The 26,418-nt window shown below is 64.4% G+C and carries 27 protein-coding genes; 11 read left to right on the forward strand and 16 right to left on the reverse strand.

Translation table 11 applies throughout. The features are described from left to right. Positions 1–14: 14 nt before the first annotated feature. The gene (locus tag XH98_RS32730; RefSeq protein ID WP_271621047.1) at positions 15–416 is read right to left on the reverse strand and encodes a RidA family protein; all 402 of its coding nucleotides are present in this window, start codon (positions 414–416) and stop codon (positions 15–17) included. An 87-nt stretch (positions 417–503) separates the two neighbouring features. Next, positions 504–1,349, reverse strand: a complete 846-nt coding sequence (locus XH98_RS32735) for a cell envelope integrity EipB family protein (RefSeq protein ID WP_271600404.1) — start codon at positions 1,347–1,349, stop codon at positions 504–506. A 254-nt stretch (positions 1,350–1,603) separates the two neighbouring features. On the opposite strand from XH98_RS32735, the gene XH98_RS32740 reads away from it, so the two are divergent. The 4 genes from XH98_RS32740 (at position 1,604) to XH98_RS32755 (ending at position 4,624) form a co-directional block, all read left to right on the forward strand. Next, positions 1,604–2,071, forward strand: a complete 468-nt coding sequence (locus XH98_RS32740; RefSeq protein WP_271600403.1) for a RidA family protein — start codon at positions 1,604–1,606, stop codon at positions 2,069–2,071. 5 nt (positions 2,072–2,076) lie between these two features. Then, entirely contained in the window at positions 2,077–2,823 is a 747-nt protein-coding gene (locus XH98_RS32745; RefSeq protein ID WP_271600402.1) for a glycerophosphodiester phosphodiesterase, read from the forward strand. Positions 2,824–2,877: 54 nt separating this feature from the next. Then, positions 2,878–4,134 (forward strand): GNAT family N-acetyltransferase, encoded by a 1,257-nt coding sequence (locus tag XH98_RS32750; RefSeq protein ID WP_271621048.1) that lies wholly within the window; start codon positions 2,878–2,880, stop codon positions 4,132–4,134. Between the two features lie 64 nt (positions 4,135–4,198). Continuing rightward, positions 4,199–4,624 (forward strand): HIT domain-containing protein, encoded by a 426-nt coding sequence (locus tag XH98_RS32755; RefSeq protein ID WP_271621049.1) that lies wholly within the window; start codon positions 4,199–4,201, stop codon positions 4,622–4,624. 3 nt (positions 4,625–4,627) lie between these two features. Here XH98_RS32755 and tsaA read toward each other — a convergent pair whose 3' ends face one another. From tsaA to XH98_RS32775, 4 genes are all read right to left on the reverse strand, one after another. Next, positions 4,628–5,119: a tRNA (N6-threonylcarbamoyladenosine(37)-N6)-methyltransferase TrmO gene (gene tsaA / locus XH98_RS32760; RefSeq protein ID WP_271621050.1), complete on the reverse strand. Its 492-nt coding sequence runs from the start codon at positions 5,117–5,119 to the stop codon at positions 4,628–4,630. A gap of 32 nt (positions 5,120–5,151) precedes the next feature. After that, the gene (locus tag XH98_RS32765; protein WP_271600398.1) at positions 5,152–5,502 is read right to left on the reverse strand and encodes an AzlD domain-containing protein; all 351 of its coding nucleotides are present in this window, start codon (positions 5,500–5,502) and stop codon (positions 5,152–5,154) included. Beyond that, the gene (locus XH98_RS32770; protein ID WP_271600397.1) at positions 5,499–6,239 is read right to left on the reverse strand and encodes an AzlC family ABC transporter permease; all 741 of its coding nucleotides are present in this window, start codon (positions 6,237–6,239) and stop codon (positions 5,499–5,501) included. Before XH98_RS32770 ends, XH98_RS32765 begins: the two co-directional genes overlap by 4 nt. A gap of 154 nt (positions 6,240–6,393) precedes the next feature. Then, positions 6,394–7,356, reverse strand: a complete 963-nt coding sequence (locus XH98_RS32775; protein WP_271600396.1) for a lytic transglycosylase domain-containing protein — start codon at positions 7,354–7,356, stop codon at positions 6,394–6,396. 82 nt (positions 7,357–7,438) lie between these two features. On the opposite strand from XH98_RS32775, the gene XH98_RS32780 reads away from it, so the two are divergent. Further along, the gene (locus tag XH98_RS32780; protein ID WP_271600395.1) at positions 7,439–8,077 is read left to right on the forward strand and encodes an HAD family hydrolase; all 639 of its coding nucleotides are present in this window, start codon (positions 7,439–7,441) and stop codon (positions 8,075–8,077) included. Here XH98_RS32780 and XH98_RS32785 read toward each other — a convergent pair. Both XH98_RS32785 and XH98_RS32790 read right to left on the reverse strand, forming a co-directional pair. Beyond that, positions 8,074–9,114, reverse strand: coding sequence for a phenylacetaldoxime dehydratase family protein (locus tag XH98_RS32785; RefSeq protein ID WP_271621051.1), 1,041 nt, complete (start codon positions 9,112–9,114; stop codon positions 8,074–8,076). The genes XH98_RS32780 and XH98_RS32785 overlap by 4 nt on opposite strands. A gap of 28 nt (positions 9,115–9,142) precedes the next feature. Further along, positions 9,143–10,159 carry a carbon-nitrogen hydrolase family protein gene (locus tag XH98_RS32790; RefSeq protein WP_271600393.1) on the reverse strand — a complete coding sequence of 339 codons (1,017 nt, stop codon included), beginning with the start codon at positions 10,157–10,159 and terminating at the stop codon, positions 9,143–9,145. A gap of 206 nt (positions 10,160–10,365) precedes the next feature. Here XH98_RS32790 and XH98_RS32795 point away from each other — a divergent pair, with 206 nt between their 5' ends. From XH98_RS32795 to XH98_RS32810, 4 genes are all read left to right on the forward strand, one after another. Continuing rightward, positions 10,366–11,322, forward strand: a complete 957-nt coding sequence (locus XH98_RS32795) for a helix-turn-helix domain-containing protein (protein WP_271621052.1) — start codon at positions 10,366–10,368, stop codon at positions 11,320–11,322. Between the two features lie 154 nt (positions 11,323–11,476). Next, positions 11,477–12,502: an aldo/keto reductase gene (locus XH98_RS32800; protein WP_271600391.1), complete on the forward strand. Its 1,026-nt coding sequence runs from the start codon at positions 11,477–11,479 to the stop codon at positions 12,500–12,502. 86 nt (positions 12,503–12,588) lie between these two features. Continuing rightward, positions 12,589–12,750, forward strand: a complete 162-nt coding sequence (locus tag XH98_RS32805; protein ID WP_271621053.1) for a hypothetical protein — start codon at positions 12,589–12,591, stop codon at positions 12,748–12,750. Between the two features lie 148 nt (positions 12,751–12,898). Beyond that, positions 12,899–14,320, forward strand: a complete 1,422-nt coding sequence (locus XH98_RS32810) for an MFS transporter (RefSeq protein WP_271621054.1) — start codon at positions 12,899–12,901, stop codon at positions 14,318–14,320. 76 nt (positions 14,321–14,396) lie between these two features. On the opposite strand, the gene clpA is transcribed toward XH98_RS32810, so the two are convergent. The 3 genes from clpA to XH98_RS32825 form a co-directional block, all read right to left on the reverse strand. Then, positions 14,397–16,805: an ATP-dependent Clp protease ATP-binding subunit ClpA gene (gene clpA, locus XH98_RS32815; RefSeq protein ID WP_271600389.1), complete on the reverse strand. Its 2,409-nt coding sequence runs from the start codon at positions 16,803–16,805 to the stop codon at positions 14,397–14,399. Positions 16,806–17,097: 292 nt separating this feature from the next. Then, positions 17,098–17,430: an ATP-dependent Clp protease adapter ClpS gene (gene clpS, locus XH98_RS32820; RefSeq protein WP_027530069.1), complete on the reverse strand. Its 333-nt coding sequence runs from the start codon at positions 17,428–17,430 to the stop codon at positions 17,098–17,100. A gap of 677 nt (positions 17,431–18,107) precedes the next feature. Beyond that, a complete protein-coding gene (locus XH98_RS32825) occupies positions 18,108–18,446 on the reverse strand; it encodes a phasin family protein (RefSeq protein WP_271600388.1) in 339 nt (112 codons plus the stop codon). A gap of 389 nt (positions 18,447–18,835) precedes the next feature. Between XH98_RS32825 and XH98_RS32830 the strand changes: the two genes are divergently transcribed. Beyond that, complete coding sequence (locus tag XH98_RS32830) at positions 18,836–20,638, forward strand: D-alanyl-D-alanine carboxypeptidase (RefSeq protein ID WP_271600387.1); 1,803 nt, start codon at positions 18,836–18,838, stop codon at positions 20,636–20,638. A gap of 224 nt (positions 20,639–20,862) precedes the next feature. Here XH98_RS32830 and XH98_RS32835 read toward each other — a convergent pair whose 3' ends face one another. From XH98_RS32835 to XH98_RS32850, 4 genes are all read right to left on the reverse strand, one after another. Then, positions 20,863–21,588, reverse strand: a complete 726-nt coding sequence (locus XH98_RS32835) for a DnaJ domain-containing protein (protein ID WP_271600386.1) — start codon at positions 21,586–21,588, stop codon at positions 20,863–20,865. Positions 21,589–21,652: 64 nt separating this feature from the next. Next, a complete protein-coding gene (locus XH98_RS32840; protein ID WP_271600385.1) occupies positions 21,653–22,408 on the reverse strand; it encodes a VWA domain-containing protein in 756 nt (251 codons plus the stop codon). Positions 22,409–22,560: 152 nt separating this feature from the next. Then, a complete protein-coding gene (locus XH98_RS32845) occupies positions 22,561–23,421 on the reverse strand; it encodes an alpha/beta fold hydrolase (protein ID WP_057751481.1) in 861 nt (286 codons plus the stop codon). A 472-nt stretch (positions 23,422–23,893) separates the two neighbouring features. Beyond that, entirely contained in the window at positions 23,894–24,817 is a 924-nt protein-coding gene (locus XH98_RS32850; protein WP_057751483.1) for a division plane positioning ATPase MipZ, read from the reverse strand. Positions 24,818–25,089: 272 nt separating this feature from the next. Between XH98_RS32850 and panC the strand changes: the two genes are divergently transcribed. Continuing rightward, complete coding sequence (gene panC, locus XH98_RS32855) at positions 25,090–25,941, forward strand: pantoate--beta-alanine ligase (protein ID WP_271621055.1); 852 nt, start codon at positions 25,090–25,092, stop codon at positions 25,939–25,941. On the opposite strand, the gene XH98_RS32860 is transcribed toward panC, so the two are convergent. Beyond that, positions 25,938–26,378, reverse strand: coding sequence for a DUF1489 family protein (locus tag XH98_RS32860; RefSeq protein WP_057751487.1), 441 nt, complete (start codon positions 26,376–26,378; stop codon positions 25,938–25,940). The two genes, panC and XH98_RS32860, sit on opposite strands and share 4 nt — an antisense overlap. Positions 26,379–26,418: the final 40 nt, after the last annotated feature.

Here is a 26,418-nt window from a genome sequence, read left to right on the forward strand (position 1 = left end):
AGCGGCCTGCGACCTCAATCCGCCACCGCGATCGCCTCGATCTCGATCAGCCATTCCGGCGCGGCCAGCGCGGAGACGCCAACGAGCGTCGAGGCCGGCGGCTCCATGCCTTCGAAGAAGGCCGAGCGGGCCTTGCCGATGATCGGGCGCAGCTCCGGCTTGTAGCCGACGACGAAGGTCGTGATCTTGACGATGTTGGCGTAGGTGGCGCCCGCTGCCTTCAAGGCGTGGCCGAGATTCTGCATCACCTGCGTGGTCTGCGCGGCGATATCGCCCTCGCCGACGATCCGCCCCTCTTCGTCCACCGACACCTGGCCGGAGATGTAGATCGTTCGCGCCCCGGAGGCGGTGACGACGTGAGAATAAGCGGGATTGTGGTGCACGCCGCTGGGGCGGAGATGATCAAGCTTGGGCAACGCTTCCTCCCGACGTTTATGGTTGGACGGGAGCGTAACCGGAGATGGCGCTCCGGGCTAGTGTCGCCGCTCAATTACAAGGCTTCTTCAATTACAGGGCTTGCTGTCCTTGACGTCGAACTTGCCCATCGCGCCCGAGATCACGAAATCGTTGTAATCGAGCACGAGCTGGCGGGAGACGCCGTTCTCGTAGAGCTCGAACGACATCGCATAGACCGGCGTCTGCTCGCCTTCCTTCTGCTGGGCTTCGCGGTCGAAATAGCTGACCGTCACCGGCCAGCGCGTCAGCGATTTCATGTGCTCGTCGGACGTCGACGGATCAGGCGAGGCGGTGCGGTCTGCGGGGATCGGCTGACCGATCACAGTCAGCGTATTGTAGACCTTCTGGCCGTCATCGGAGCCGTCATAGACGGAGAGCTCCAGCAGCGACTTGCCGTCCTTGGCGGCGGCAATGATGCGCTGGATCTGCTCGGTCGGGAACACGATCTTGCCGTCGAGGGTGAAGCTCTTCGGCGCCGGCAGTTTGAGCTTGACGTTGATGTGGTCGCCGTCGCGCTCCGCCGAGCCGTCGACGAGGCCGGCCTCGGCCTCGTTCATCCGCGTCTCGATCTTGAAGCGATAGCTTTTCCCGGCGGCATCCTCCCAGGAATTGGAGCGGAGGTCGCTCAGCGTGACCTTGCCCTCGCCGCTGTCGAGCTCGGAGACCTGGCGGAATTCGGACGTGTAGCCCTCGCAAGAGCTTCCGGCGAAATTGTAGAGGATGCGGCCGCGCGCGCTGTTGATCGAATTGGAGCGCGATTTGACCAGGCTGAGATCATAGAGCGCCTGGTGCGCGAGGAACGGACCGTTCGCGGCATGCGCGCCGCTACCGGCGCCGAGAGTGGCCACCGCGAGCGCCATCACACCGAGTGAAGTCCGGAAAAGGTGCACCATATCTATTCCCTGGGGACGCGCAGATTCGACACAATAATGACCGTTCCATTGCGTCGCAACTACGGCGGCTTCACTTAAAGTTGCGCCCCTCCGTCGAACCTTCTGATCTGCCTCAGGAAAATGCAGTGCGCGCCAGCCTCTCGCGGACAAATCCGCTTGCTTGCATGTGGCGGCACGATGGGCGAAACAGGGCCGCCCGGGCAGTTCCCAGACGCACCGGGCTTGGACGAGTTTTCAGACATCGAGGTCGAGACATGGCAGGCATGGTCGAGCAGAAACTGGCGGAACAGGGCATCAAGCTGCACGAGGCCCCCTCTCCCGTGGCCAATTACGTCCCGTTCGTACGGACCGGCAATTTGCTGTTCGTCTCCGGCCAGGTCTGCTTCGATCCCGCCGGCAAGCTGATCGCCAAGGGCAAGCTGGGCGCCGGCGTCTCGATCGAGGACGGCGCTGCAGCCGCGCGCGGCTGCGCCGTCAATCTGCTCGCGCAGGTCAAGGCCGCACTCGGCGACCTCGACAAGGTCACGCGCGTGGTGCGCCTCGGCGGCTTCATCAACTCGGCGCCGGACTTCCTGGACGGGCCGAAGGTGCTGAACGGCGCCTCCGACCTGATGGTCGCCGCGTTCGGTGACAAGGGCCGCCACGCCCGCACCACCGTCGGCGTCGCCTCGCTGCCCGCGGATGCGGCGGTCGAGGTCGAGGGCGTGTTCGAGGTCGCCTGACGTTCATGCGTGCTCCGGATTGGCTGACAGCGCGGCCGGTCGCCCATCGCGGCCTGCATGACATCTCCCGTGGCATCGTCGAGAACATGCCGGGGGCGGTACAGGCCGCAATCGCAGGCAATTTTGCGATCGAGGTCGATATTCAGCTCTCCGCTGACGGCGAGGCCATGGTGCATCACGACCATGCGCTCGGCCGCCTCACCGACGCCAGCGGCCCGGTGGTCGCGAAGACCGCCGCCGAGCTGAAGGCCATCACGTTCAAGGATACGCCCGAGCGGATGATGTCGCTCACTGACCTCTGCGCCATGGTCGACGGCCGCGTGCCGCTGGTGATCGAGGTGAAGAGCCATTTCGACGGTGACCGCAAGCTGGTGAAGCGGATGGCCGAGGTGCTGGCGTCCTATCGGGGCCATGCGGTCGGCATGTCCTTTGACCCCGACCAGGTGCTGGCGCTGCGCGAGCTGCTGCCCTCCCGCCCGCGCGGCATCGTCGCGCAGCGGAGCTATGAGGACGAGTACTGGGCGTACCTGACCCAGGAACAGCGCGACACCATGCTGTACCTGCGTCACGGCTTTCAGACCCAGCCGCATTTCGTCGCCTTCAGGGTCGACGACCTGCCCGCGCCCGCCCCCTGGATCGCCCGGAACATCTTCGGCTGCGCCCTGCTCGGCTGGACCACCCGCACATCAGAGCAGCGGACGCGGGTCGCGCGATATGCCGACCAGATGATCTTCGAGGGCTTCGTCCCGTAAGCTTGATGGTCCGGACCCTTGAAGTCGCTGCTGCAATGCACGATCTTGGGCGCAATGGCATCATCCGAAATCACCCTGGAGGCGGTCCCGTCCATTGGCGAAGTCTCGCCGGAGGATTGGGACGCCTGCGCCAATCCTGGCAAGGCTCTCAACGAAAAGGCCTGCAACGGGCATGGCTTGGGAACCTCATCCGGGCCTCCAGGCGATTCGCTCGGCCTGTTAAAGCCCGCCTATAACCCGTTCGTCTCTCACGCCTTTCTTTCCGCGGTCGAGAAATCGGGTTCGGCCACGATCCGCACCGGCTGGGGACCGCGGCACCTCGTGGCCAAGATCGAGGGCCGCGTCGCCGGCGTCGTGCCCTGCTATCTGAAATCACACAGCCAGGGCGAATACGTTTTTGACCGCGGTTGGGCGGATGCTTATGAGCGCGCCGGCGGCCGGTACTATCCGAAGCTTCAGGTCGCTGTTCCCTTCACACCAGCCACAGGGCCGCGGCTGCTGGTGCGCGACGGCGTCGACCGCGAGCGCATCATGGAAGCGCTGGCGAGCGGCCTGGTGGCGCTGTGCGGTGTCAGCAAGGCGTCCTCGGTGCACGTCACGTTCGCGCGCGAGGCGGAGTGGAAGCTGCTCGCCCAGCACGGCTTCCTCCAGCGCACCGACCAGCAGTTCCACTGGCACAATGAGGGTTTTGCCACCTTCGACGATTTCCTGGCGACCCTGAACTCACGCCACCGCAAATCCATCAAGCGCGAGCGGCGCGATGCGCTTGCCGCAGGGATCAGCATTCACTGGCTCACGGGCAAGGACATCACCGAGGACGCCTGGGACGCCTTCTTCAAATTCTACATGGAGACCGGCTCGCGCAAATGGGGCCGGCCCTACCTCACGCGCGAATTCTTCTCATTGATCGGCGACACCATGAGCGAGGATGTGCTGCTGGTGATGGCCCGTCGCAACGACCGCTGGATTGCTGGCGCGATCAACTTCATCGGTTCGGACACGCTGTTCGGCCGCAACTGGGGCGCAGTCGAGCATCATCCGTTCCTGCATTTCGAGGTCTGCTACTACCAGGCCATCGATTTTGCGATCAAACATGGTCTTGCGCATGTCGAGGCCGGCGCGCAGGGCGAGCACAAGATCGCGCGCGGCTACCTGCCACGAACGACCCATTCCGCCCACTTCATCGCCGATCCGGGCCTGCGTCGCGCCATCGACGATTACCTCAAGCGCGAGCGCGCCTATGTTGCGGAGGCTGGGCGGGAGTTGGCCGAGCTCGGCCCGTTCCGGAAAGGCATCGACGAGGCGCCTTGACGCGCCGGTGCGGCTGGTGACAGTAAGCGCAAAATTGAGCTCAATATCCCCGGGAGCCGCCGCCATGACCGCCTATGACCCGAACAACATCTTCGCAAAGATCCTGCGCGGCGAATTTTCCTGCCACAAGGTCTACGAGGATGAGCATGTGTTCGCCTTCCTCGACATCATGCCGCGGGTAACGGGCCACACGCTGGTGATCCCGAAGGCCCCTGCCCGCAACATCCTCGACATCAAGGCGGATGACTACGCCCACGTCGCCCGCGGCGCGCACAAGATCGCCGCGGCCGCGATGAAGGCATTCAAGGCTGACGGCATCACCGTGCAGCAATTCAACGAGCCCGCCGGCGGACAGGTCGTATTTCATCTCCACATGCACGTGTTGCCCCGGCACGACGGCGTCGCCATGCTGCCGCCCGCGAGCCGCAAGGAAGACGTCAAGGTACTGGAAGAGAACGCGGCCAAGCTGATCGCGGCGCTGAAAGCCTGACCGTCACTCCGTCTGGGAATCCCCAGCCCGCGCCGCGGCCAATGGGGTGAACTCGCAGCGATCCGGCTTGATATCGATCAGTGGCGTATTGTCGATGCAATCGAGGCCGCGCACCAGAATCGCATTGCCTTCGATGCCGACCAGCTTGACGATCGAGGTGCCGATCGGATTGGGCCGCACCGGCGAGCGTAGTGAAAAGGTGCCGCGGGTCTTCTCGTTGTTCTTCGGGCTTTGCAGCACGATGTCGCGACGCGACTGGTCGAGCCAGTAGAGCACTTCGAGATTGCTGTAGAAGTCGACGCCCTTGATCGCCGGCACGAACGGCTCAAAGATCTCGAGGCGGCAGATCGGGCCGTCCTGGCGCCCCTGCCGTGGGGTCTCCAGCCGCGAGGTCCAGGGCGTGCGGATGCGGCCGATGAAGACGAGGCCGGCATCTTCCGTGGACGGCAGCTCGATGGCGACTTCGCCCTCGCGGAGCTCGTTTTCGCGAACCATATTTCCGGTTCCTTGGCTATTCGCTGGTGGTTTTAGCCCAACCACCACTTGCCGGCCAGCATGAAGACTTCGCCGGCGACAACGCCCGCGAAGATCGAACGGCGGGTCAGCAGGAAGACGACGAGGCCGGCGGCCACTGCGCCATAGCGCAAGCCATCCGGCACGCTGGCGAGCGCGCCGGGCGGCTGGACCACGATCTGGGCGATGACGCCGGCGAGGATCGCGGTGGCGATCGCCCTCACCCAAACCAGCAACTCCGAGCCCTCATCGATGCCGCCGCCGAACCACAGGCCGAGCATGCGCCAGATCTGGTTGGGCACGACCCCGGCGACGAACAGCACGACCAGCGCATGCCAATCGCCGATCAGTTGCGCAGCGTTCATGCGCGCACCTCGCGCCACCAGTGCACGCCATAGGCGATGGTGCCGGCGGCCACGCCGCTGACGAGGATGTCGAGGCCGGAGTTCATCTTCGCCGCCAGCGGATAGAGCAAGATGCCGAGCGCAAGTGCGACCACGTCGGCAACCTCGCGGCTGTTGCGCGCAGTCGAAAACAGGAAGGATAGCGGCGTTAGCAGCAGGATCGCGGCGCCCAATGCCTGCGTCAGATTGGCGGCGAGGAAGTAGCCGACCGTATTCGCGGTGAGACACACCGAGACCAGGCCGAAGCCGAGCCCGTTGACGAAGGCGATGCGCCGCTCGCGCGGCACAAGCGGCAGGAAGCGATGGCATTCGACCCACAGCGTCACCGCCGTGAGATGGGCTGCAAAGAACAGCTCGCGCCGCTTGGTCGTCGGCGTGCGCATCAGGGGCAGCACCGAGACCACCATCGGAAACAGTCTGATCGCACTGACCGTGACCGCGATCGCCGACTGGATGATGGTGGCGCCGGAGCCGAGCGTCGTGATCAGGATGATCTGCGCCGGCCCCGCCCAAACGAACAGCGTCGAGCAGAGCGCCCAGAGCAGGCTGAAATGGGTGTCATGCGCGAGCGCGCCGATGCCGAGATAGGTCGCGAACAGGACGAGCGTGAGGATCGTCTGCGTGATCGAGCGCACTCCCCAGGCGAAGGCGCGCCAGGAACTTTGCCATTGCGGGGAATCGAGCGGAGGGAGCGCCACGGGAGCTTGGCCGAGGGTTGCGGAATCGTGCCTGCATAACGGGCAATGCCGGTCGCCTCGTCAAGGAAGCCCGCGGCGGGGCTGGCATGCGCGTACAGCCAACGGCCGTCATTCCGGGGCGCCGCGCAATGACAGGAGGTGAGAAGCGCACCGCCTATCCGCTCACGCCGCGGTTCTTCAGCACGAAGCAAGCCCCGCCTGCTTTCCGGATGCGGTTGCAGAGATCGTCCGCCTCACTTCGCGTATCGGCACCAATGCGCACCTGGTAGAAAGCGTGCGAGCCGCGGCTGCGCACCACCGAACTGAGCAGGCTCGGATCGCGCTCACCGATCACGCCGCTAAGCCGCGTGACGGCACGGGAATACATCGCCAGCGCCTTGTTGCGGTCGAAGCCCGCCGCCAGCTGAACCCCCCAGATCTTCGCAGCGGCGAGCTCGACATGCTGCTCGAGTTCTGCGACGAACGGGTTCGGCGCGCGCTTCAGCAGCGCCATCAGGTCGCGGCAGCTCGTCGGCGGCGAGCTCGGCGGTCCCTTGCCGCTGCTGCCGGCCTTGGCCCATGTATCAACGCTCGCGCCGGTGATGGCATAGACGTAATTGCGCGTCTGCTCCGGCATGGGACCAGTGCCCGCGAGCCATTCCTGGACCCGCCGCGGACCGGCATTGTAGGCGGCGGCGGCGAGGCCAAGATTGCCGAACTGGTTGCGCAGCTCGTTCAAGAACTCGGCGGATTTCGGCAATGCCTGAACCGGATTGAAGGGGTTGAGAAGCCCGCGCTCGCTTGCGGTCCCCGGCATGAACTGCGCGATCCCCTGCGCCTGCTCGCCGCTGCGCGTCACTGGTCCGATCGCATCGGCCTGGAAACGGCTTTCCTGCCAGATCACACGGGCGAAGAATTCCAGCGGCAGATTGGCGTCACGCGCGGCCGCCTCGACGATCAGGCAGATCGACTCCCGCGTGTCGCTCTCGCGCGCAGGCTCGTTCCCTGCCGGTTTTGCCGGCGCCTCGGGGCCAAGCTGCGTCGGAGGGACCGGAGCATCCTCGGCCAGCACCGGCGTGCAAACGAACGCCGCCGCGAGCAGCCACCAGATCCGCTTCTGAGCCCCGACGAATGCCATGTCGCTCCCAAACTCGGCCCTTGAACTCGGCCCCCAAGGCAACTAGCAACGGCGGGAATTAGCAACGTTGAGCCCGGCCAGGATGCAGACAATCTATTTTGATCTCGACGGCACGCTGACCGATCCAAAGCCCGGGATCACCGGTTCGATCCAGTACGCCCTGAAAAAACTTGGGCAAGCGGTCCCTAGCCAGGATGAATTGACCTGGTGCATCGGGCCGCCGCTGCATGCGAGCCTCAAGAAGCTGACCGGAACCGACGCATTGGCCGACCAGGCGCTTCTGCTCTACCGCGAACGGTTTTCCGAGGTCGGGCTGTTCGAGAACACACCCTATCCGGCCATCCACGACACGCTGGCGGCGATCGCCGCAACGGGCGCGCGCATGTTCGTCGCGACCAGCAAACCCGCTGTCTATGCAAGCCGCATCATCGAGCACTTCGGCCTGAAATCATATTTCGAGCGGGTGTTTGGTTCGGAGCTCGACGGCACTCGCGTCGACAAGCGCGACCTGCTGCGCTACGCGCTCGAGGAGACCAAGGTCGACGCCGCCAGTGCCATCATGATCGGCGACCGCAGCCATGACGTGGTCGGTGCCCGGACCAACGGCATGACGGCGATCGGCGTGCTCTACGGCTATGGCAGCGAGGCCGAGCTCAGGGATGCCGGCGCGCATCACATTTGCGCGGTGCATCCGGAGCTGCTCGGCCACTGCGTCGCCTAAGCGGCAACCGTCTCGACCGCCGCAAGCATTCCCGTCTTCGGATGGCAGTTCAGATATTCGAAGAACTGCTCATCAGCAGCCGCCACCGTAACCTCGTGATAAAGCCGCAGCTTCGCTGACGGCCCCAGCGTCGAGAGATATTTCATCGCCGCGCCGAAGATTTTGACGTGGGTCGGGTGCGATTCCGCCCAGCGCTCCAGTGCAGCCAAGCTCCTCCACCAGCTCTGGCCGTATGATTTTTCACTTGCCTTGCCGTCAGCCGAGAGCACCCGCATGTAGCGGTTGGCATAGCAACCGATTCCGAGCCCGTCATCGCGCAGGAAATCCATGCCCTCGCGCAGCACCGGTTCGACATCGTCGAGATAGAGCTTGCGTTCCGACGCTTCCGTATCGCTCCAGTCCTGCCCGGAGCGGATCAGGCAGAGATTGTCGTGCGCCTTCACCCGCAGGCGTGCACCGTCACGGATCAGCTCAGGATTGCCACCAGGCGACATCGGGTCGGTCTGCGACAGCGGAATGCGATCGCGCATGCCGCCCCAATAAGCATGCTCCTGCACCTCACCGCTCATGCCCTCGGCGATAGCCGCAACGCCTTCGGGCCTGCCTAACGAGGAGAATAGCGTCTCGTGCCGTGCCACCGCCGGGCGCAATGCCTCGATGAAGGTGCCGATGCCGTCGCGCGACTCTCCGGTCCACGCCTCACGCGCCGGCGCAAACCAGGTGTCGAAGCGTGCAATGTCGTCCCAATAGGCCACCGAAACGATGTTGGCGTGTCCGGCCTGGTCGACATAGTGCGCGCGGTCCCAATGCGTGGGACCGCCCTCACCGGCAAACAGCCTGCCGATTTCGGCGAGCGCTTCCGTCGCAGCCGCCGATAGCGCTCCACGATGCTGCACCCCGAAATAGGCCATCACCACGCGGCTCACTCCGGGTTTGTAGCGCGCCACGAAAGATGGATATGGCGGCTGATAATCATCAGGCACGCGCTTGTGACGCGTGCGCGGGGTTTCGAGATGCGCGGGAATTGCGGATTCCATGATCATACCCTCCCCTCGATCGCAGCGATCAGCTCGCTGCCGCGCCGATTTCCACCGGCTCGACGGTGTCGACCGGCAGCGCGAACTGCTCGACCCGCTTGTACGGCTTCTTGTTGAGCAGCAGCCGCGTGACGTCGGGCCGCGAATAATGCCCGGCGGGATCGGCTGCGTTCTTGGCGACGCCGATGGCGCCGAGGTCGATCTCGGCGATCAGCAACCCTTCCTGGTCCGGCGCGAGCTTGTCGCCGATCTGGCTGCCGTCGGGCCCGTAGATCGCGGCAAACCCGCCGCCGACATGCAGCAGCGCATTCTTGTCCGGCCGGTCGCAGAGCTCGTCGATCATGGCCTGCGACACCGTCGCGCACGGCGCCAGCACGAAGCAGGAGCCTTCCACCGCATAGACGCGCGAGGCGGCGTTGTTGACCTCGGCCCCTAACGCCGGCGCGAACGGATCATAGAGCGAGAAGCTCGGCCAGGCCGCGACATGCACCTGCTCGTTCTGGGCGTACATCGCGTATTTCGACAGCGGCTGGAGATGCTCCCAGCAGCACAGCGCGCCGAGGCGGCCGATGTCGGGCCGCGCATGGACCGCGAGATCGCTGCCATCCCCCTCGCCATACACCGTCCGCTCGGCATGGGTCGGTCGCAATTTGCGGCGTTTTGCGATGGTCTCGCCGTCGGGTCCGATCAACCATTGCGCCAGGTAAAGGCTGCCGCCGTCGCGCTCGGACAGGCCCATCACCGCGGTGAGCCGAGCTTTCCGCACCGCATCGCGCAGTCGCTCCGCCTGCGGGCTGTCATAGGCCAGCGAATTGTCAAAGTAGCGCTGCACAAAACCGCGGCCGATCGCCCAGGCCGGCGAGTCCAGCCAGATATGCCAGGGGTATCCGGGGATGAACGCTTCCGGAAATGCGATCAGCTTGGCGCCCTTCTCGGCGGCCTCCCTGATCAGCGCGACCGACTTGTCGATCGAGGCGTCGAGATCGAGCCAGGCTGGCGCTGCCTGCACCACCGCGACCTTGTATTTCGGATGTTCGATGCCCATTGCCGCCTCCCTTGCCGGTTGATCCAAAACCACGTCCGATGCAGTCTATTGGGCCAAGCCGGGCGGCCGCGCTCGACCACGGCGGAACAAAAACTCGACTGGCAAGAACACGAGTAGGGAGCGCGACCCGGTATGGAACTTGCCTGCGATCAGGCATGATCTGTGTCACCCATGCGGTTTGCTGGACGTGAAGGGGAGGCCTGACAATGACAATCCAGTTCACGACAGACGGCAGCCCGGGCTACCGGCGGCTTGCTCTCTGGCAGGACATCGTCTGCGATGTGTTCGTCGGGCTCGACTGCAAGTCCGACCTCGGCAGCGCCTTTCACGGCTCGGTCACGCAGGCCCCGCTCGGCAAGGCCGTCTGCTCCGAGGTCTGCTCCGAGCGCCAGCACGTCTTCCGCACGCCCTCGCGCATCGCACGTTCGGATCAGGACTATGTCCTCGTCGCACTCGGCAATCGCGGCGATGGCGGCGTGGTGCAGGACGGCCGCGAGACCGTGATCCATCCCGGCGGGTTCGCGCTCTACGACACCACGCGTCCCTATGAGTTGAAGTTCAAGGACACGTTCTCCCAAACCATCTTCAAGGTGCCGCGCGAGATGCTGCAGCGGCGGCTGGGCGGCACCGAGACGCTCACCGCGATCACGTTCGGGACCGATGCGCCGCTCGAGCGGCTCGCCTATGATTTCATCTTCAAGCTTTGCCAAAGCGCGGATCGGCTCGCGCCGAGCAGTGCGGCCGCCCTTTCCGAGCAGGCGGTCGACTTGCTGGCGATGGCGCTGAGCGAACGGCTGGGCGGGACATCACTGCCGTCCTCGACGCATCGCTCCGCCCTGCTCTACCGGCTCAAGGCGCATATCCGCGCGCGCCTCGCCGATCCCGATCTCTCGCTGGCCGAAACGGCCGCTGCTCTCGGCATCTCGCCCCGCTACGTCAACGACCTCCTCGCCGACGAGGACACTTCATTCCAACGCCATGTGCTTGCCGAACGTCTCGCGCAATGCCGGCGCGACCTCGCCTCGCCCCTGCTCGCCCATCGCCACATCAGCGAGATCGCGTTTGCCTGGGGCTTCAACGACGTCTCGCATTTCGGCCGCGTCTTCCGCGAGCATTTCGGGATGTCGCCGCGCGACTACAGGCAAAGCCAGCTACGGCACTAGGATCTGCCAACTCGATGACATGCGTCTGCACGAGTAGGCCATTCCGCCAGCAAGGCGGGTATGTCAACGCGCCGTAGGACAACACATCTGCTTGCACTACGATCTCTCCCCAGGGCCGCGCCAATCAATCAGCGGCTAGCCGAGGAGCAGTTCGATGGAACACCGACGCTTGGGCCGATCCGGCCTCATGGTGCCCGCTTTGAGCCTTGGCACGGGCACGTTCGGCGGCGTCGGCCGCCTCGCGGCCTGGGGGACGACCGACGCGACCGAAGCGCGGCGCCTTCTGGACATCTGTGTGGAAGCCGGCGTGTCGATGTTCGACACCGCCGATGTCTATTCGCTCGGCGAATCCGAACGCGTGCTCGGCGAAGCGATCAAGGGCCGGCGCGACAAGGTGCTGGTCTCCACCAAGGCAACCTTCCGCTTTGGCGACGGCCCCAATGACATTGGCTCATCGCGCCAGCATCTGCTCGCGGCCATCGACGGCTCGCTGAGCCGTCTCGGCACGGACTATATCGACCTGTTCCAGCTTCATGGCTTTGATGCCATGACGCCGCCGGAAGAGGTGCTTGCCACCCTCGACGTGCTCGTGCGCGCCGGCAAGATCCGCTATGTCGGCGTGTCGAATTTCTCGGGCTGGCACCTGATGAAGTCGCTCTCCATTGCCGACAAGCACGGCTTCCCGCGCTACGTCGCCAACCAGACCTACTATTCGCTTGTAGGGCGCGACTATGAGTGGGAGCTGATGCCGCTCGGCCTCGACCAGGGGTTAGGTGCCGTGGTCTGGTCACCGCTCGGATGGGGCCGCCTCACCGGAAAGATCCGCCGCGGCCAGCCGAGGCCTGAGGTGAGCCGCCTGCCCCAGACTGCCGATTTCGGGCCGCCCGTGCCAGACGAACACGTCTATCGCGTCGTCGACGCGATCGACGAGGTCGCCAGGGAGACCGGCAAGAGCGTTTCGCAGATCGCGCTGAACTGGCTGCTGCAGCGCCCGACCGTGTCGACGCTGATCATCGGCGCCCGCAACGAAACGCAATTGCGCGAGAATCTCGGCGCGGTCGGATGGTCGCTGACCAAGGACCAAATCGCCAAGCTCGACGCGGCGAGCAAGGTGACGCTGCCCTATCCGTACTGGCACCAGCGCGGGACCTTCTCCGACCGCAATCCGCCGCCGGTGTGATCGGCTCTCCGGTAAGAGCCGGCTTGAGCTGCATCAATCCGGTCCACGCTGACCATGGCACCATGCTGGCCCCACGAGGCAATCCGATGCGCCGATTTGCCATGAAGGCTCTGTTCACAGCCCTCAATCTCGACCGTGCAGAGCGGACACGGATCGACTGGGATCGCCGCATCGTAATTTTCTCTACGGCCGTCACGATTGGGCTGATAGCACTCTACGTCTACGGCAAGGCGACCTCGCGCTGGTGAGTGTGCGAACAGCGCGCCGATCCATGTCCCCAGCGCTGCCAGACCTGCTTCCGGCACAGGAACCGGCCGTGTCCTGCCGGGTTGCGATGGACAGCGCAATTTCCTAATCGAGGGGACACTCACGGCTCGAATCAAGCACGCCCCCACCATGTCGTCTGTCCCGATCGAGCATGCCGACGGCTTGCCGCAACCCCAGCGCAACCGGGCGGTGCTGACGATTGCGCTCGGCATCATCATGGCCGTCGTCGACAGCGCCATCGCCAATGTTGCGTTGCCGACGATCGCGACCGACCTGAACGCGAGCCCGGCCTTCTCGATCTGGATCGTCAATGGCTATCAGCTTGCGATCACGATCTCGCTGCTGCCGCTGGCATCGCTCGGCGAGATCGTCGGCTATCGCCGCGTCTATCTGGTCGGCCTTGCGCTGTTCACGCTCGCCTCAGCCTTCTGCGCGCTGGCGCACACGCTGCCGCTGCTCACGATCGCGCGCATCCTCCAGGGCTTCGGCGCAGCCGGCATCATGAGCGTCAATTCGGCGCTGGTCCGCTTCACCTATCCGCGCAACCTGCTGGGCCGCGGCATCGGGCTTAATGCGCTGGTCGTCGCCTTCTCCGCCGCGGTCGGGCCGACGCTTGCCGCCGGCATCCTCGCGGTCGGCAGCTGGCCCTGGCTGTTCGCCATCAATGTGCCGCTCGGCGTGGTCACGCTGGTGCTCGGCCTGCGCAGCCTGCCGCACACGATCCTGGCGAGCCATTCATTCGACTGGCAGAGCGCGGCGCTCTCGGCGATCACCTTCGGCGTCGGCATCGCCGCGATCGACAGCGTCGGTCATGGCGAGGCGACGCTCACCTGCCTCGTCCAGTTCGCGATTGCGATCGTCGCCGGCGCGCTCCTCATCTACCGCGAGACGCACATGAAGTCGCCGCTGCTGCCGGTCGACCTGCTGCGCATCCCGGTGTTCGGACTGTCGATCGCGACCTCGATCGCCTCTTTCTGCGGGCAGATGCTGGCCTTCGTCGCGATCCCCTTCTACCTCCAGAGCCGGTTCGGCTATTCGGCCGTGCATATGGGTCTGTTGATCACACCATGGCCGATCGCCGTGGCGTGCGCGGCTCCCCTCGCCGGCCGCCTGGTCGAGCATTATCCAGCCGGCCTGCTCGGCGGCATCGGGCTGACACTGTTTGCCTGTGGCCTCGGCGCACTCGCTTTCCTGCCGGCAAATCCGACCCCGCTCGACGTGGTCTGGCGGATGGCGCTGGCGGGCGCCGGCTTCGGCCTGTTCCAGACCCCCAACAACCGCACGATGATCGCGGCCGCACCGCGCGAGCGCGCCGGTGGCGCCAGCGGCATGCTGGGCACCGCGCGACTGCTCGGCCAGACCACGGGTGCGGCGCTGGTTGCGCTGTTCCTCGGCCGCTATCCGGTCGACGGGACCCGGATCGCTCTGCTCGTCGGCGTCGGATTTGCGCTCTGCGGCGCCGTGCTGAGCATGTTGCGGCTGTCGCCGGCCGGCGCGCGCGGCGCCGAGCACGTCCGCGTACAGGACGATCAGCGTCTGCGGGGCGAATAACACCGCCCACCACAGACGGCGACTCAAACAAAAAGGCCGGCTCTGCAGCCGGCCTTTTCGATTCATGATGCGCCGATCAAGCCTTGACCAGCGGGCCCTTCGAGGTCGGCCCCTTGGAGCCGCCGGGGCCGCCCGGCTTGTTGGGCTTGCCCGGCGGACGCTTGCGGGCGGGCAGCTTTTCCTGCTTCGGGGTGACCGGCCCCTCGACGAACTCGAAGCCGATCTTTTCCTTGGTCTCGTCGGCCTCGTCCTTGACCAGGACGACGCGAACGTGGCCACCGCCCTTGAGCTTGCCGAACAGCACCTCGTCGGCCAGCGGCTTCTTGATGTGCTCCTGGATGACACGGGCCATTGGCCGCGCGCCCATCTGCTCGTCATAGCCGTGCTGGATCAGCCAGGTCTTGGCGGGCTCGGACAGCTCGATGGTTACGTCGCGGTCGCCGAGCTGCGCCTCGAGCTGAAGCACGAACTTCTCGACCACGGTGCCGATCACCTCGACACTGAGATGACCGAACGAGACGACGGCGTCGAGACGGTTGCGGAATTCCGGCGCGAACTGCCGGTTGATCGCCTCGTGGTCGTCGCCTTCCCGCTTGGAGCGCGTGAAGCCGAACGCCTGCCTGGCCAGATCCGCCGCGCCCGCATTCGTGGTCATGATCAGGATCACGTTGCGGAAGTTGACCTGCTTGCCGTTGTGGTCGGTGAGCCGGCCGTGGTCCATGATCTGGAGCAGCACGTTGTAGAGATCCGGATGCGCCTTCTCGATTTCGTCGAGCAGCACCACGCAATGCGGATGCTGGTCGACGCCGTCGGTGAGCAAGCCGCCCTGGTCGAAGCCGACATAGCCGGGAGGCGCGCCGATCAGCCGCGACACGGTGTGCCGCTCCATGTACTCGGACATGTCGAAGCGCAGCAGCTCGACGCCGAGCGTCGCCGCGAGCTGCTTGGCGACTTCGGTCTTGCCGACGCCGGTCGGACCCGAGAACAAATAGCAGCCGATCGGCTTCTCCGGCTCACGCAGGCCGGCACGGGCCAGCTTGATCGACGCGGCAAGCGACTCGATCGCCTTGTCCTGGCCGAACACGGTGCGCTTCAGGGTCTGCTCGAGATGCTTGAGCACTTCGGCATCGTCCTTCGACACGCTCTTCGGCGGAATCCGCGCCATCGAAGCGATCGTGGTCTCGATCTCCTTGATGCCGATCGTCTTCTTGCGCTTGTTCTCGGCTACCAGCATCTGCGCCGCACCTGATTCGTCGATCACGTCGATCGCCTTGTCGGGCAGCTTGCGGTCGTGGATATAGCGCGAGGACAGCTGCACCGCAGCCTCGATCGCCTCATTGGTGTATTTCAGCCGGTGGTAGTCCTCGAAGTACGGCTTGAGGCCCTTGAGGATGGCGATGGCGTCCTCGACCGTCGGCTCGTTGATGTCGATCTTCTGGAAACGCCGCACCAGCGCGCGGTCCTTTTCGAAGTGCTGGCGATATTCCTTGTAGGTGGTCGAGCCCATGCAGCGGATCGTGCCCGAGGCGAGCGCCGGCTTGAGCAGGTTCGAGGCATCCATCGCCCCGCCCGAGGTCGCGCCCGCACCGATCACGGTGTGGATCTCGTCGATGAACAAAATGGCGTTGGGATGCGCCTCGAGCTCCTTCAGCACCTGCTTCAGGCGCTCCTCGAAGTCGCCGCGATAGCGCGTGCCCGCGAGCAGCGTGCCCATGTCGAGGGAGAACACGGTGGCGGCTGCCAGGACCTCTGGCACTTCGCTGTCGACGATGCGCTTGGCGAGGCCCTCCGCGATCGCGGTCTTGCCGACGCCGGCCTCACCCACGAACAGCGGATTGTTCTTCTGCCGGCGGCACAGCACCTGGATGGCGCGGTTGATCTCGGAATTGCGTCCGATCACCGGATCGATCTTGCCGTCGCGCGCCTTCTTGTTGAGGTTGACGCAATAGGTCTCGAGCGCCTCGCCCTTCTTCTTGGAGTCGTCGGTGCCCTTGGTCTCGGTTTCCTCGTCGACGCCGCGCACGGGCCGCGCCTCGGAGACGCCCGGCCGCTTGGCGATGCCGTGGCTGATATAGTTGACGGCATCATAGCGCGTCATGTCCTGCTCCTGCAGGAAGTACGCGGCATGGCTCTCGCGCTCGGCGAAGATCGCGATCAGCACGTTCGCGCCGGTCACCTCTTCACGACCGGAGGACTGCACGTGGATCACCGCGCGCTGGATCACGCGCTGGAAGCCGGCGGTCGGCTTGGCGTCGTCGGCGCCATCCGTCACCAGATTCTCGAATTCGGTCTCAAGATAATTGACAAGGCTCGTGCGGAGCTTGTCGAGATCGACGCTACAGGCGCGCATGACCGCGGCTGCATCGGAGTCGTCGATCAGCGAGAGCAAAAGATGCTCGAGCGTCGCGTATTGGTGATGACGCTCATTGGCGATCGCCAGCGCACGATGCAGGGATTGTTCAAGGCTTTGGGAAAAAGTCGGCATTCGCGTCCTCTATGGCCCCCACCATCATGATCGCCATCGCCCGGTCAGGCAACAACAACCTTTGTCACATATAGTTATACAAGATCGCGGCAAAAGACCGGTTCCGCGACTCTACGGGCATTGCGCGCCCACCGCATCCTCAATGCAAAACCCGTTCCGATTTGGGCAAAACTGCCCATTTGGGCAGGACAGACGCCGGCGCTGAGTCGGCCGGATCACGCCGCGGCATGCGCTGGCGTCACACACCGCACGAACAGAAGCACTCCAAGGAACGCCGGATTCGAACGCGCGGTTACTTCTTTTCCATCACGCATTGCAGGGGGTGCTGGTGCTTGCGGGCGAAATCCATCACCTGCGTCACCTTGGTCTCGGCAATCTCGTAGGTGAACACACCGCACTCGCCGATCCCGTGATGATGGACATGCAGCATGATCTTGGTCGCGGCCTCGACGTCCTTCTGGAAGAATTTCTCCAGCACATGGACCACAAACTCCATCGGCGTGTAGTCGTCGTTCAGGATCAGCACACGATAGAGGTTCGGCCGCTTGGTCTTGGGTTTGACCTTGGTAATGACAGACGTGTTCGGCCCCGCCGGGCCACCGGAACGGTTCTCGTCGTTGCTCATCCGGGGAGCATGGGCGGCGGCCGCCGCGGACAGGTCGAGTCTGGAAGTCAATTGCAGCATGGCTCAGGCGTTCAAATTCCCCACGGAAGCGTCTGACGGTCCGCCGCGCCGCCCACACGCGTGGGTCTCGCGCCGGCGCGCCGCCTTGTCGGATCGCCGCTTCCAACCGGTCCGGTCGAGCCGGATCGATTGCAGGCAATATGGGCCCGCCCCCGGCTCGCCGCAAGCGTGCAAAGGCCCAGCCGATGCGGCCGCGGCGCCCCGATTCCCGGTCCGGGCGATCCTGGACAAGGTTAGTCAATCCAGACCGGTTTGACAAAAACTTCCCGCCCGCCTGTTCAGAACACGCTGATCAGGAACCCGACATCGACATGACCGCGACGTTTCGGCCCGGCCATTCCTCCGGGTTTCTACGGTCCGCTTCATCCGTTGTTCAACGCTGAGGCGTGAGATCCAGCAAGACCACAATGACGCCGTCGTCATATTTCGCCGGCCCGCTGACAGCCGCCTTTGACGAAGGCGGCCCTATTTCAATGCGCTGCTCGTCGATACGTCCGCGCTGCCGAACATCACGCTCACCGCGGACCTACACCGGGAGCGCTATGCGAAGAGAGCCTCGTGCAAAATAAAAAAGCCCGGCTGATGCAGCCGGGCTTTGTGATCAGGAGTTCAGAAAATTAGTGGGCAGCCGGGGTGAACTTCGACACGACCGTCTCAACCGGCTTGAACGCCTGCTTGGCGAGGTCGCTGTAGAGGCCTGCGATCTTCTGCGATTCCGCGACGAAGGTTTCGTAAGCGGAACGGGCGAAATCGGTCTGCGCTTCAAGCGCCTTGTCCAGCGACTTCACGCCGGAAAGCTTCTCGACGAACGACTTGGTGTCTTCGAACGACTTCTTGGTGTAGTCGCCATAGGCGCTGGCGATCGCCTGGAGGCCGTGCTGCACCGAGGTTGCGGAGGCAACGTAGGTCTCGAAATGCTCTTTCCCGTAGTTCTGGAAGTCTTCAACCTTGAACATCTTGGAATCCTTTTTCCCTGGCTCGCGTCCGGAAGCCCCGGCTCCCTGACTCTGCCCACAATTAGTGCAATGCACAAAAAAGTCAAGAATCTTGTGCGACGCACAAAAAATCGAGACCAGTTACGGAAATTCCCGGGCTTTCCCGCAAGGGTTTCTTAAGCTTTTGGAAACCGCCAGCCCCTACCCTGATTCCCTGGACGTGTTCGCTTCCGCAGGCGGCCAAAAGCCGTTTGAGAACATCACCTTAGCCAGAACAGCGGCTTAGGCCCAACGTCCCCCGCAGTGAACACCAGCGGAGGGACAGCCTGAGCAGGTAATGATCCCGGGTCCGCAGGGCACAATTTCGCCTCACGAGCCGGTGATCAAGTCACAAACGGGGACGGGGTTCCATGCTTCGTAGCAACTGGTCTTCCTCGCGCTTGGCGCGGGTTGGCGTTTTCGGGTTTCTCACGGTCACCACAGCCGTCATCTTCACGACCGATGCAGCCGACGCACGGCGCTATCGGCGCCACTATGCGCACCACCGGGTGCATCACGAGGCCTCCGAGAGCTACAGCCCGCAATTCGCGTCGATCATCGTCGACGGTAATTCCGGTGCGGTGCTGCAATCGACCAGCCCCGACGGCATTCGCCATCCGGCTTCGCTCACCAAGATCATGACGCTCTATCTTCTGTTCGAGCGTCTGGAATCCGGCAAGATGAAGCTCGATACCGAGCTGCCGGTGTCGCAGCACGCCGCCGACCAGGATCCGACCAAGCTGAACCTGCGTGCCGGCCAGACCATCCGCGTCGAGGACGCGATCAAGGGCCTCGTCACCCGCTCGGCCAATGACGCCGCTGTCGTGATCGCGGAAGCGATCGGCGGCAACGAGGACGATTTCGCCGCAATGATGACGCGCAAGGCGCGCGCACTCGGCATGTCGAAGACGGTCTATCGCAACGCCAATGGCCTGCCCAACGACGAGCAGGTGACCACCGCGCGCGACCAGGCGACGCTCGGCCGTGCCATCCAGGAGCGCTTCCCGCGCTACTATCGCTATTTCTCGACCACCTCGTTCACCTGGCGTGGCGAGCAGATCCGCAACCACAATCACCTGCTCGGCAGCGTCGAGGGCGTCGACGGCATCAAGACCGGTTACACCCGCGCCTCCGGCTTCAACCTCGTCACCTCGATGCGCCGTGGCAACCGCCACCTCATCGGCGTCGTGCTTGGCGGTCGCAGCGGCGGCTCGCGCGATGCCATCATGCGCAATCTGCTCGCCGAGAATCTCGAGAAGGGCGCAACCACCCACACGGTTGCCGCAGTGACCGAGCGCAATAGTGCCGATGCCAGCACCGACGTCGCCGATGCATCGGAGACCCCGGCACGCCCCGTCCCTCCGGTCCAGGTCGCGGCCGCTCCTGCTCCCGAGGCCCCCGCGCCGCGTCCCGCCTCGCGCTTTGCGGCGCTGGCGGCTGCAACCGCAGCGATGCCGCCGGTGCAGCCCAAGCCTGAAGCCAAGCCTACCGAGTCCAAGATCGAGCCGGCGCCTCTCACCAACGGCGTGATCTCGAGCCAGCCGCTTGCCCTCATTCCGGGTTCGTCCGAGCCGATGAAGCCGGTCCGGGTCAAGACGGTTCAAGTCAAGGCCGGCGCAGTCAAGGTCGCCTCCGCCGCCCCGACGCAGGTCGCACCGCAGGTCACCAACACGATTCCGGCCCGCGGTGACGTCGCCGAGACGTCCGGCGCCGTCGTCGCCAGGGCCGACATCGTCAACAAGCCGGAGCCCGCCCGAGCCGAATTGCCGCCGCAGCCGGCAGGCTTCGGCACCGGCAACGGCGTTCTTGGCGTCCTGCCGGCGGCCACAGCTGCCGCACCGGCGCCCGCGCCGGTTGCCAAGCTTGCCTCCGCCGATCCGGCGCCGCAGCCGATCCAGATGAGCGCCAGCAAGCCAGCCGTCACCCATAGCGGCTGGATCGTGCAGGTCGGCGCGCTCGAGAGCGAGAGCGAGGCCCAGCAGCGCATTGAAGCTGCCCGCAGCTCGGCCCGTGGCCTGCTCAGCAAGGCCGATCCGTTCACCGAGCCGGTCGTCGCCAGGGACAATCGCAAGCTCTACCGCGCCCGCTTTGCCGGGCTCGAACGGGACCAGGCCGAAGCCGTGTGCAAGACGCTGAAGCGCGCCGACATCTCCTGCATGACCGTCCGCAACTGATCTCTCGATCCTTTCGAATCAAAATGCCCGCGCCTTGCGCGGGCATTTTTGTTTTTGGGGACGTGGTGGCGCTGCAGGCTGTTCCGCGACAACCTCTCGTCAAGAATTTACGGTTAAAACTTTACCCAAGGGATCGACCACGCCGACAATGGCGGGCATCGGGGCGACGGCAAACAGAGCAAGGAAGCTCACGCGGTACGGGCGTTTGTGGCGTAGTGCCGGAGTTAGCCGTTATGCGTACGAAGCAGAGTATCCTTGGCCTCGTTTACCCGGGCAGCGAGGTACGTCGAGCCCCCCTGGTCGGGATGCAGTTTCTTCATGAGGGATTTGTGCGCCCGGCTGATGTCGTCGCGCCCCGCTCCCGGCTGCAAGCCAAGGATCTGATAGGCTTCCTCCGCCGTCATTTTGCCGCTCGCCGCCGTGCGGCGCTGCCCCCCTGCCGCGTTGCCCTGCGTGTTCTGACGCCAGGCGGGAAACCGGCGGTCCAGATAGCTTTCAAGTAAGGCCACGCTCTCGGCGTCGAACGCCGGGACCATCGCCAGCAGGCCGGCAAGATCGAACTCGTCGAGGCTGCGCCCGGCATACGGCCCGGAGACGATCTCGCCCGAGAGCTGGCCGGAATCGTGATCGAGCCGCATATCCAGGAATTGCGATCGCACGCGCGAGGCCCGACCGGAAGAGCGCGATGCGCCACCACCGAACAGCCCTCCGACATTGCCAAAGCCCGCATTCGCGAGCGGCGTCCAGCCGAGCAGTCCGGCTCCGAAAAGTCCGAGCGGGATCGCCACCGCCAGTTCGCCCCTCAAGCCGGTAAAGGCGGCGACCGCGAGCGCAACTACACCCCCGCCGAGCTTGATGGTGCGCGCCAGCACCGCCGGATTGGCGGCGCGGAACATCTGGAGCAACAAATAGAGCGTGATAACGGCGACAACGCCGGCGATCAGAGTCATGGCGTGAATATAGTCGCCCAATTGCCAAAAAGCATGCTGTCGCGCCGAACCGGAGGGGCCAGCCTCACTTCATCTGTCCGATCAACTGTGCAGCTCCGCCCGTCGTCTTCGCCAATCGCAGCAACGCCTCGCGGCCGCCGGCGGCATAGGCGGCGGCGGCTCGCAACAGCTCGCGGAGCTGTGCCGCCGCGCCCGGATCGAACCGGCACCAGGCACCGCCGGTCAAACGCGCGATCTCGCGAAACGCCTGTTCGGCGACCGCATCATGGCCTTCCTGAAACAGGAACACCGGCACCTTCAGCATGCCGAGCTCGCCGGCCTTGGCGCAGAGCGCGTCGACCTTTTCCTCCATGGCGTCACCGACGAAGACCACGGCACGTACGCCTGATCTAACCGCCTCGCGCCGCGCATCGGTCAGCACTCTGCCGATCTGGGTGTCGCCGCCGCGGCAATCGATCTTGCTCATTAGTGTTGCCAGCTTGCTGCTGTCGGAAATCCACCCCGTCGCGCGGCATTCATTGTAGCCGCGATAGTAGACCAGTCGGATGTCGAGGCTGCCAAGCGCCGCAGCCTCGCGAAACATGTCACCCTGAAGCGCGCAGGCCATGTCCCAGGTCGGCTGCCGGCTCATCGTCGCATCCAGCGCGAAGATCAAGCGGCCCTTCGCACCCGGTGCATGCGGAGACAATGCACGCGCCTTGGCGACGAAGGCGGCGACATCCTCCGAGGTCGAGGTCTTTGCCTGCGGCAGCGCGCCGTCGCTCTCGGCTCTCTCGGACACGGGATCGCTATGGCGCGGTTTGATGGGATCGCCGGACATCTGGCATCGCCCTTGGTGTCTCGCCACCAATGTGGATAGCGTGCCCTGCCCGGTCAATGTGCAAAGCCTCCGCAGGCGGGGCCGGCGGAGGCTTTGAGACTTGTTTCGGTCAGCTCTTCAGATCAGCTCTTCTCGGATCAGCTGTTCCAGGATCAGCTCTTGGCGGGCGCCATCAGGGCAACCGGACCGGGCTCCAGCACCTTCGGCGGCGACGACGTCGTGTCGACCGGCGCGATCGAACTATCGGTATCGCTCAGGAATTTATCGAGCATGCCCTGGATCGAATTCTTGGCATCGTCCGGACCGGTGTCGCGCATGTCGTTGTGCTGGAAGTCGGTCTTCACGACCTGGATACCGGCCTTCTCACACTCCTCGTCGGTCGGCAGCACGCCCGGATCGGTCTTGAACTGCGGATCGTGGGAGCGGAACGACAGGATCTTGAACTTGCCGGCGGTGACGAAGGGGACGCGGAGATTGTCCAGCGTCACGACTTTCTTGACCTCGTCCGGATACTGCTTGGCGAAATACATCGTGATGTCGCCACCCATGGAATGGCCGACCATCGTCACCTTGGTGTAGTCGGCGTTGGGCTGAACCTTCTTCATCTCCTGCATCGCCAGATGGATATTGGCGACACCGCGCAGGATCTGCGGCAGGCGGCCGACATAGAGCTCGCCGGGCTTGGTCACCATCGGCGGATCGGTCGGCAAATCGTGCTGCGGGCTCACGACCATGTAGCCGCGCGCAGCGAAGATGTTGGCGAGGAAGCCGTACTCGGTGTTCTTGACGGTGTTGCCGTGATTGATCACCGCGACCGGAAGCGTGATCATGCCGGCATTGGCCTGCATTTCCTTGTCGCGACGGATTGCGATGTCGACAGGCACGGGACGATTGTCGCGCGAAGCGTCGTAGAAGGTGATGGTCTCGTGCTTGATGGCCCACTTGCTCGCCGTGAAATAGGCGACACTGAAGAGGGCTCCCACAGAAACCAGAACGGCAATTCCACGCTTCATTTTCGTCCTCAGCCTCAGGCCGTGCGGCCTGATCCCTGTTGAAAATCGTGTTTCTTCCGAGGCTCTTCGGCCCCTGGTCGCCTATTCCCGAATATATGTCACAGGCGCGTGACAGGAAGGCTAAATATTGTGAACCGACAGCCCTTTCATTGTGCGACGCACACGTTTGGTGGGCACCGCGTCTGATACCGCTACTTCGGGATACAGATGACCATCCGACGCACCCCGTCACGATCGGGTTCAATTTCACGGTGAATACTAGGTGAAAACAAACTTCAGGCCCAGCCGGTTCCCGCGGGAACCGGCCGGCCCTGATCGACCGGAAGTAGCGACGTACCGCGCCTAAAACATGATCCGGAAAAGTGTGAAGCGGTTTTTCCCTCGCGACATCAGCGGAACGCGTTTTGTGCGGAGATCATGCTCAAACAAAGAGCTAAAACGCGATGACGGTTCAACCCGATGTCATCGCGCTTCAGGCGCCTAGGATGTCGTGGACCTCGAGCGGTTTGTCCACCTGGCTGAACCACTCGGCGCGATTTGCCGCACGTCGCCGGCCCCGCTCGTCGAGCGGCAGCTTGAGCTGGCGCAGCAGGCTCGTGACCTCCTCCCTCGCGGTGAGGTGGCCGAGATTGGGTCGCATCCCGAGCGTCGCCTCGTCGATCTCGTCGAGGGCGGTCAGGCCGCGCGGAAAGAACTCGCGATAGACGACACGCTCGGCGAAGCCGTCGACGTAGCGGAAGCCGAGCCGCAGCGACAAATCCTTCAGCCCATCGGCGACGAGCTGCTTGTTGCGCGAGCCGAGCATCGACAGGCGATTGCGCACCACGATCCAGTCGGTGGTCGAGCCGTCGAGCTGACGGCGCTTGCGCCTGACATCGCGCACCATCTCGGCGTAATGGCTTTCCCCTGTTACCGCGTAGTTGGCGGGGTCGACGGTGCCGAGCACGTCGAAATCGAGGAAGCTGTCGTTGATCGGCGTCACCAGCGTGTCGGCCATCGAATGGGCCAGCCGCATCAAATAGCTGTCGGTGCCAGGTGTGTCGATGACGATGAAGTCGAAACTGCTCTCGACCGCCGAGACCGCCTCCATGAACTGCTGGAACTCGGAATTCTCGTTCTCGGCGATCAGCATGGTCTCGCCGAGCTTGATGCAGCGATGCACCGGCAGCTCGAGGTCGAGCTTGGTGCGGCGCGCCCAGGCGGACCGGTTGTTGATGTAACGAGTGAAGCTTTGCTGGCGGCAGTCGAGGTCGATGGTGGCGACGCGCTGACCGGCCTTCAGGAGCGCAACCGCGATGTGCAGGGCGGTGGTCGATTTGCCGGAGCCGCCTTTCTCATTGCCGAGCACAACAACGTGCGCCGAGCCAGATTGGCTTTGGCTAGCCTGCACAAGCATGGCGATCCTCAACACCCCTTAAGCAATATCTTCGATTTGGCCGCGTCTGCGGTCAAGTGAAATGCGTGACAGGATAACGAAATCACAGTGCGATGATGGTCATCATGAATCGCGCGCGGCCTCGCCTGCGTGATCCAGCCCACAATGGCGCGACATCCTCGCTGTCAGCACGTGCTGTGCCCGATGTCGATGCATGGCGTCCACGGCCGGCGCTTGTTAAGGTTAGCCGGCTGCGCGGCTGGCGGCGCCCACCCCAACCTTCCCGAGCTCTGATGTCACCAAGCCCCTTGATCACCCGCACGGTGCCCGCCCTGCGACGCGCCGTCGACAATCTTCGCAAGCGAACGGCCACGGTCGCGCTGGTGCCGACCATGGGGGCACTCCATGACGGCCATGTGTCGCTGGTGCGCCTCGCCAAGCGGCGCGGCAGCCGCGTCGTCGTATCGATCTTCGTCAACCCGACGCAGTTTGCGCCATCGGAGGATTTCGGCGCTTATCCGCGGACTTGGACAGCCGACATCGCCAAGCTCGCAGCCGAGGGTGTCGACATCGTCTGGCACCCCGGCGTCGAGGCGATGTATCCGGAGGGTTTTGCGACTCGCATCGTCCCGGAGGGACCGGCGCTGGCCGGCCTCGAGGACCGCTTCCGCCCGCACTTCTTCGGCGGCGTCGCCACCGTCGTCGGCAAGCTGTTCACGCAATGCCGGCCCGACGTCGCGATCTTCGGCGAGAAGGACTTTCAGCAATTGCGCGTGGTCACGCAGCTGGCACGCGACCTCGACCTCGGCGTGAAGGTGATCGGCTCCCGCACCGTGCGCGAGCGCGACGGGCTCGCGATGTCCTCCCGCAACGTCTACCTCTCGCCCGAGGAACGCCAGACCGCGACCGTGCTCTACCGCGCCATGAAGGACAGTGCCGGCCGCGTTCGCGCCGGCGAAGCGATCAGACCCGCGATGGCCCGTGGCGCCGAGACCATCGCCGCTGCCGGCTTTGCACTCGACTATTTCGAGGTGCGCAACGCAAAGACGCTGGCCCCTGTCACGTCGCGCAACGATGGGCCGCTGCGAATCCTGGTCGCCGCCAAGCTCGGCACGACGCGGCTGATCGACAATGTCGCGGTTTAGAGCAGTCCGAGATCGCGCAGCTCCCGCCGCATCGGCTCAGGCATCGCCGCGATGGTGCCCGCAGCCGACTTGCCGAGATCGGGCGGCACGGAATCCTCGGTGAGATAGCGCCAGCCCTGGAACGGACGCATCGGTCGCGGCGACACCGAAATGACCTTCGGCTGCATCACGATCCGGCAGCGTCCGATGCCATCCTTGTCCCGGAATGGCTCGATGCCGATGATCTTCTCACGTGCGGCGATCTCGCCCTTGATGACCCAATAGAGCGATCCGCCGGCGAGAATCTCGGCGTCGCGCTTCGGCACCATGCGGGTGATGTGGATGTGGTGTTGCGGCAGGCCTTTTTTCTTGGCTGTCTGCATCCGTTCGGCGACCCACCCCTTCAATTCCTTGACGGAGTCGCAGCCGACGGCAAGCTTGATCAGATGGAGTGGCATGGCCCAGCATTAGCGGGCCATGCACAGGTTTTCAAAGCCG

The sequence above is a fragment of the Bradyrhizobium sp. CCBAU 51745 genome, from assembly GCF_028128715.1.
In the GTDB taxonomy this organism is placed as follows: Bacteria; Pseudomonadota; Alphaproteobacteria; order Rhizobiales; family Xanthobacteraceae; genus Bradyrhizobium; species Bradyrhizobium manausense.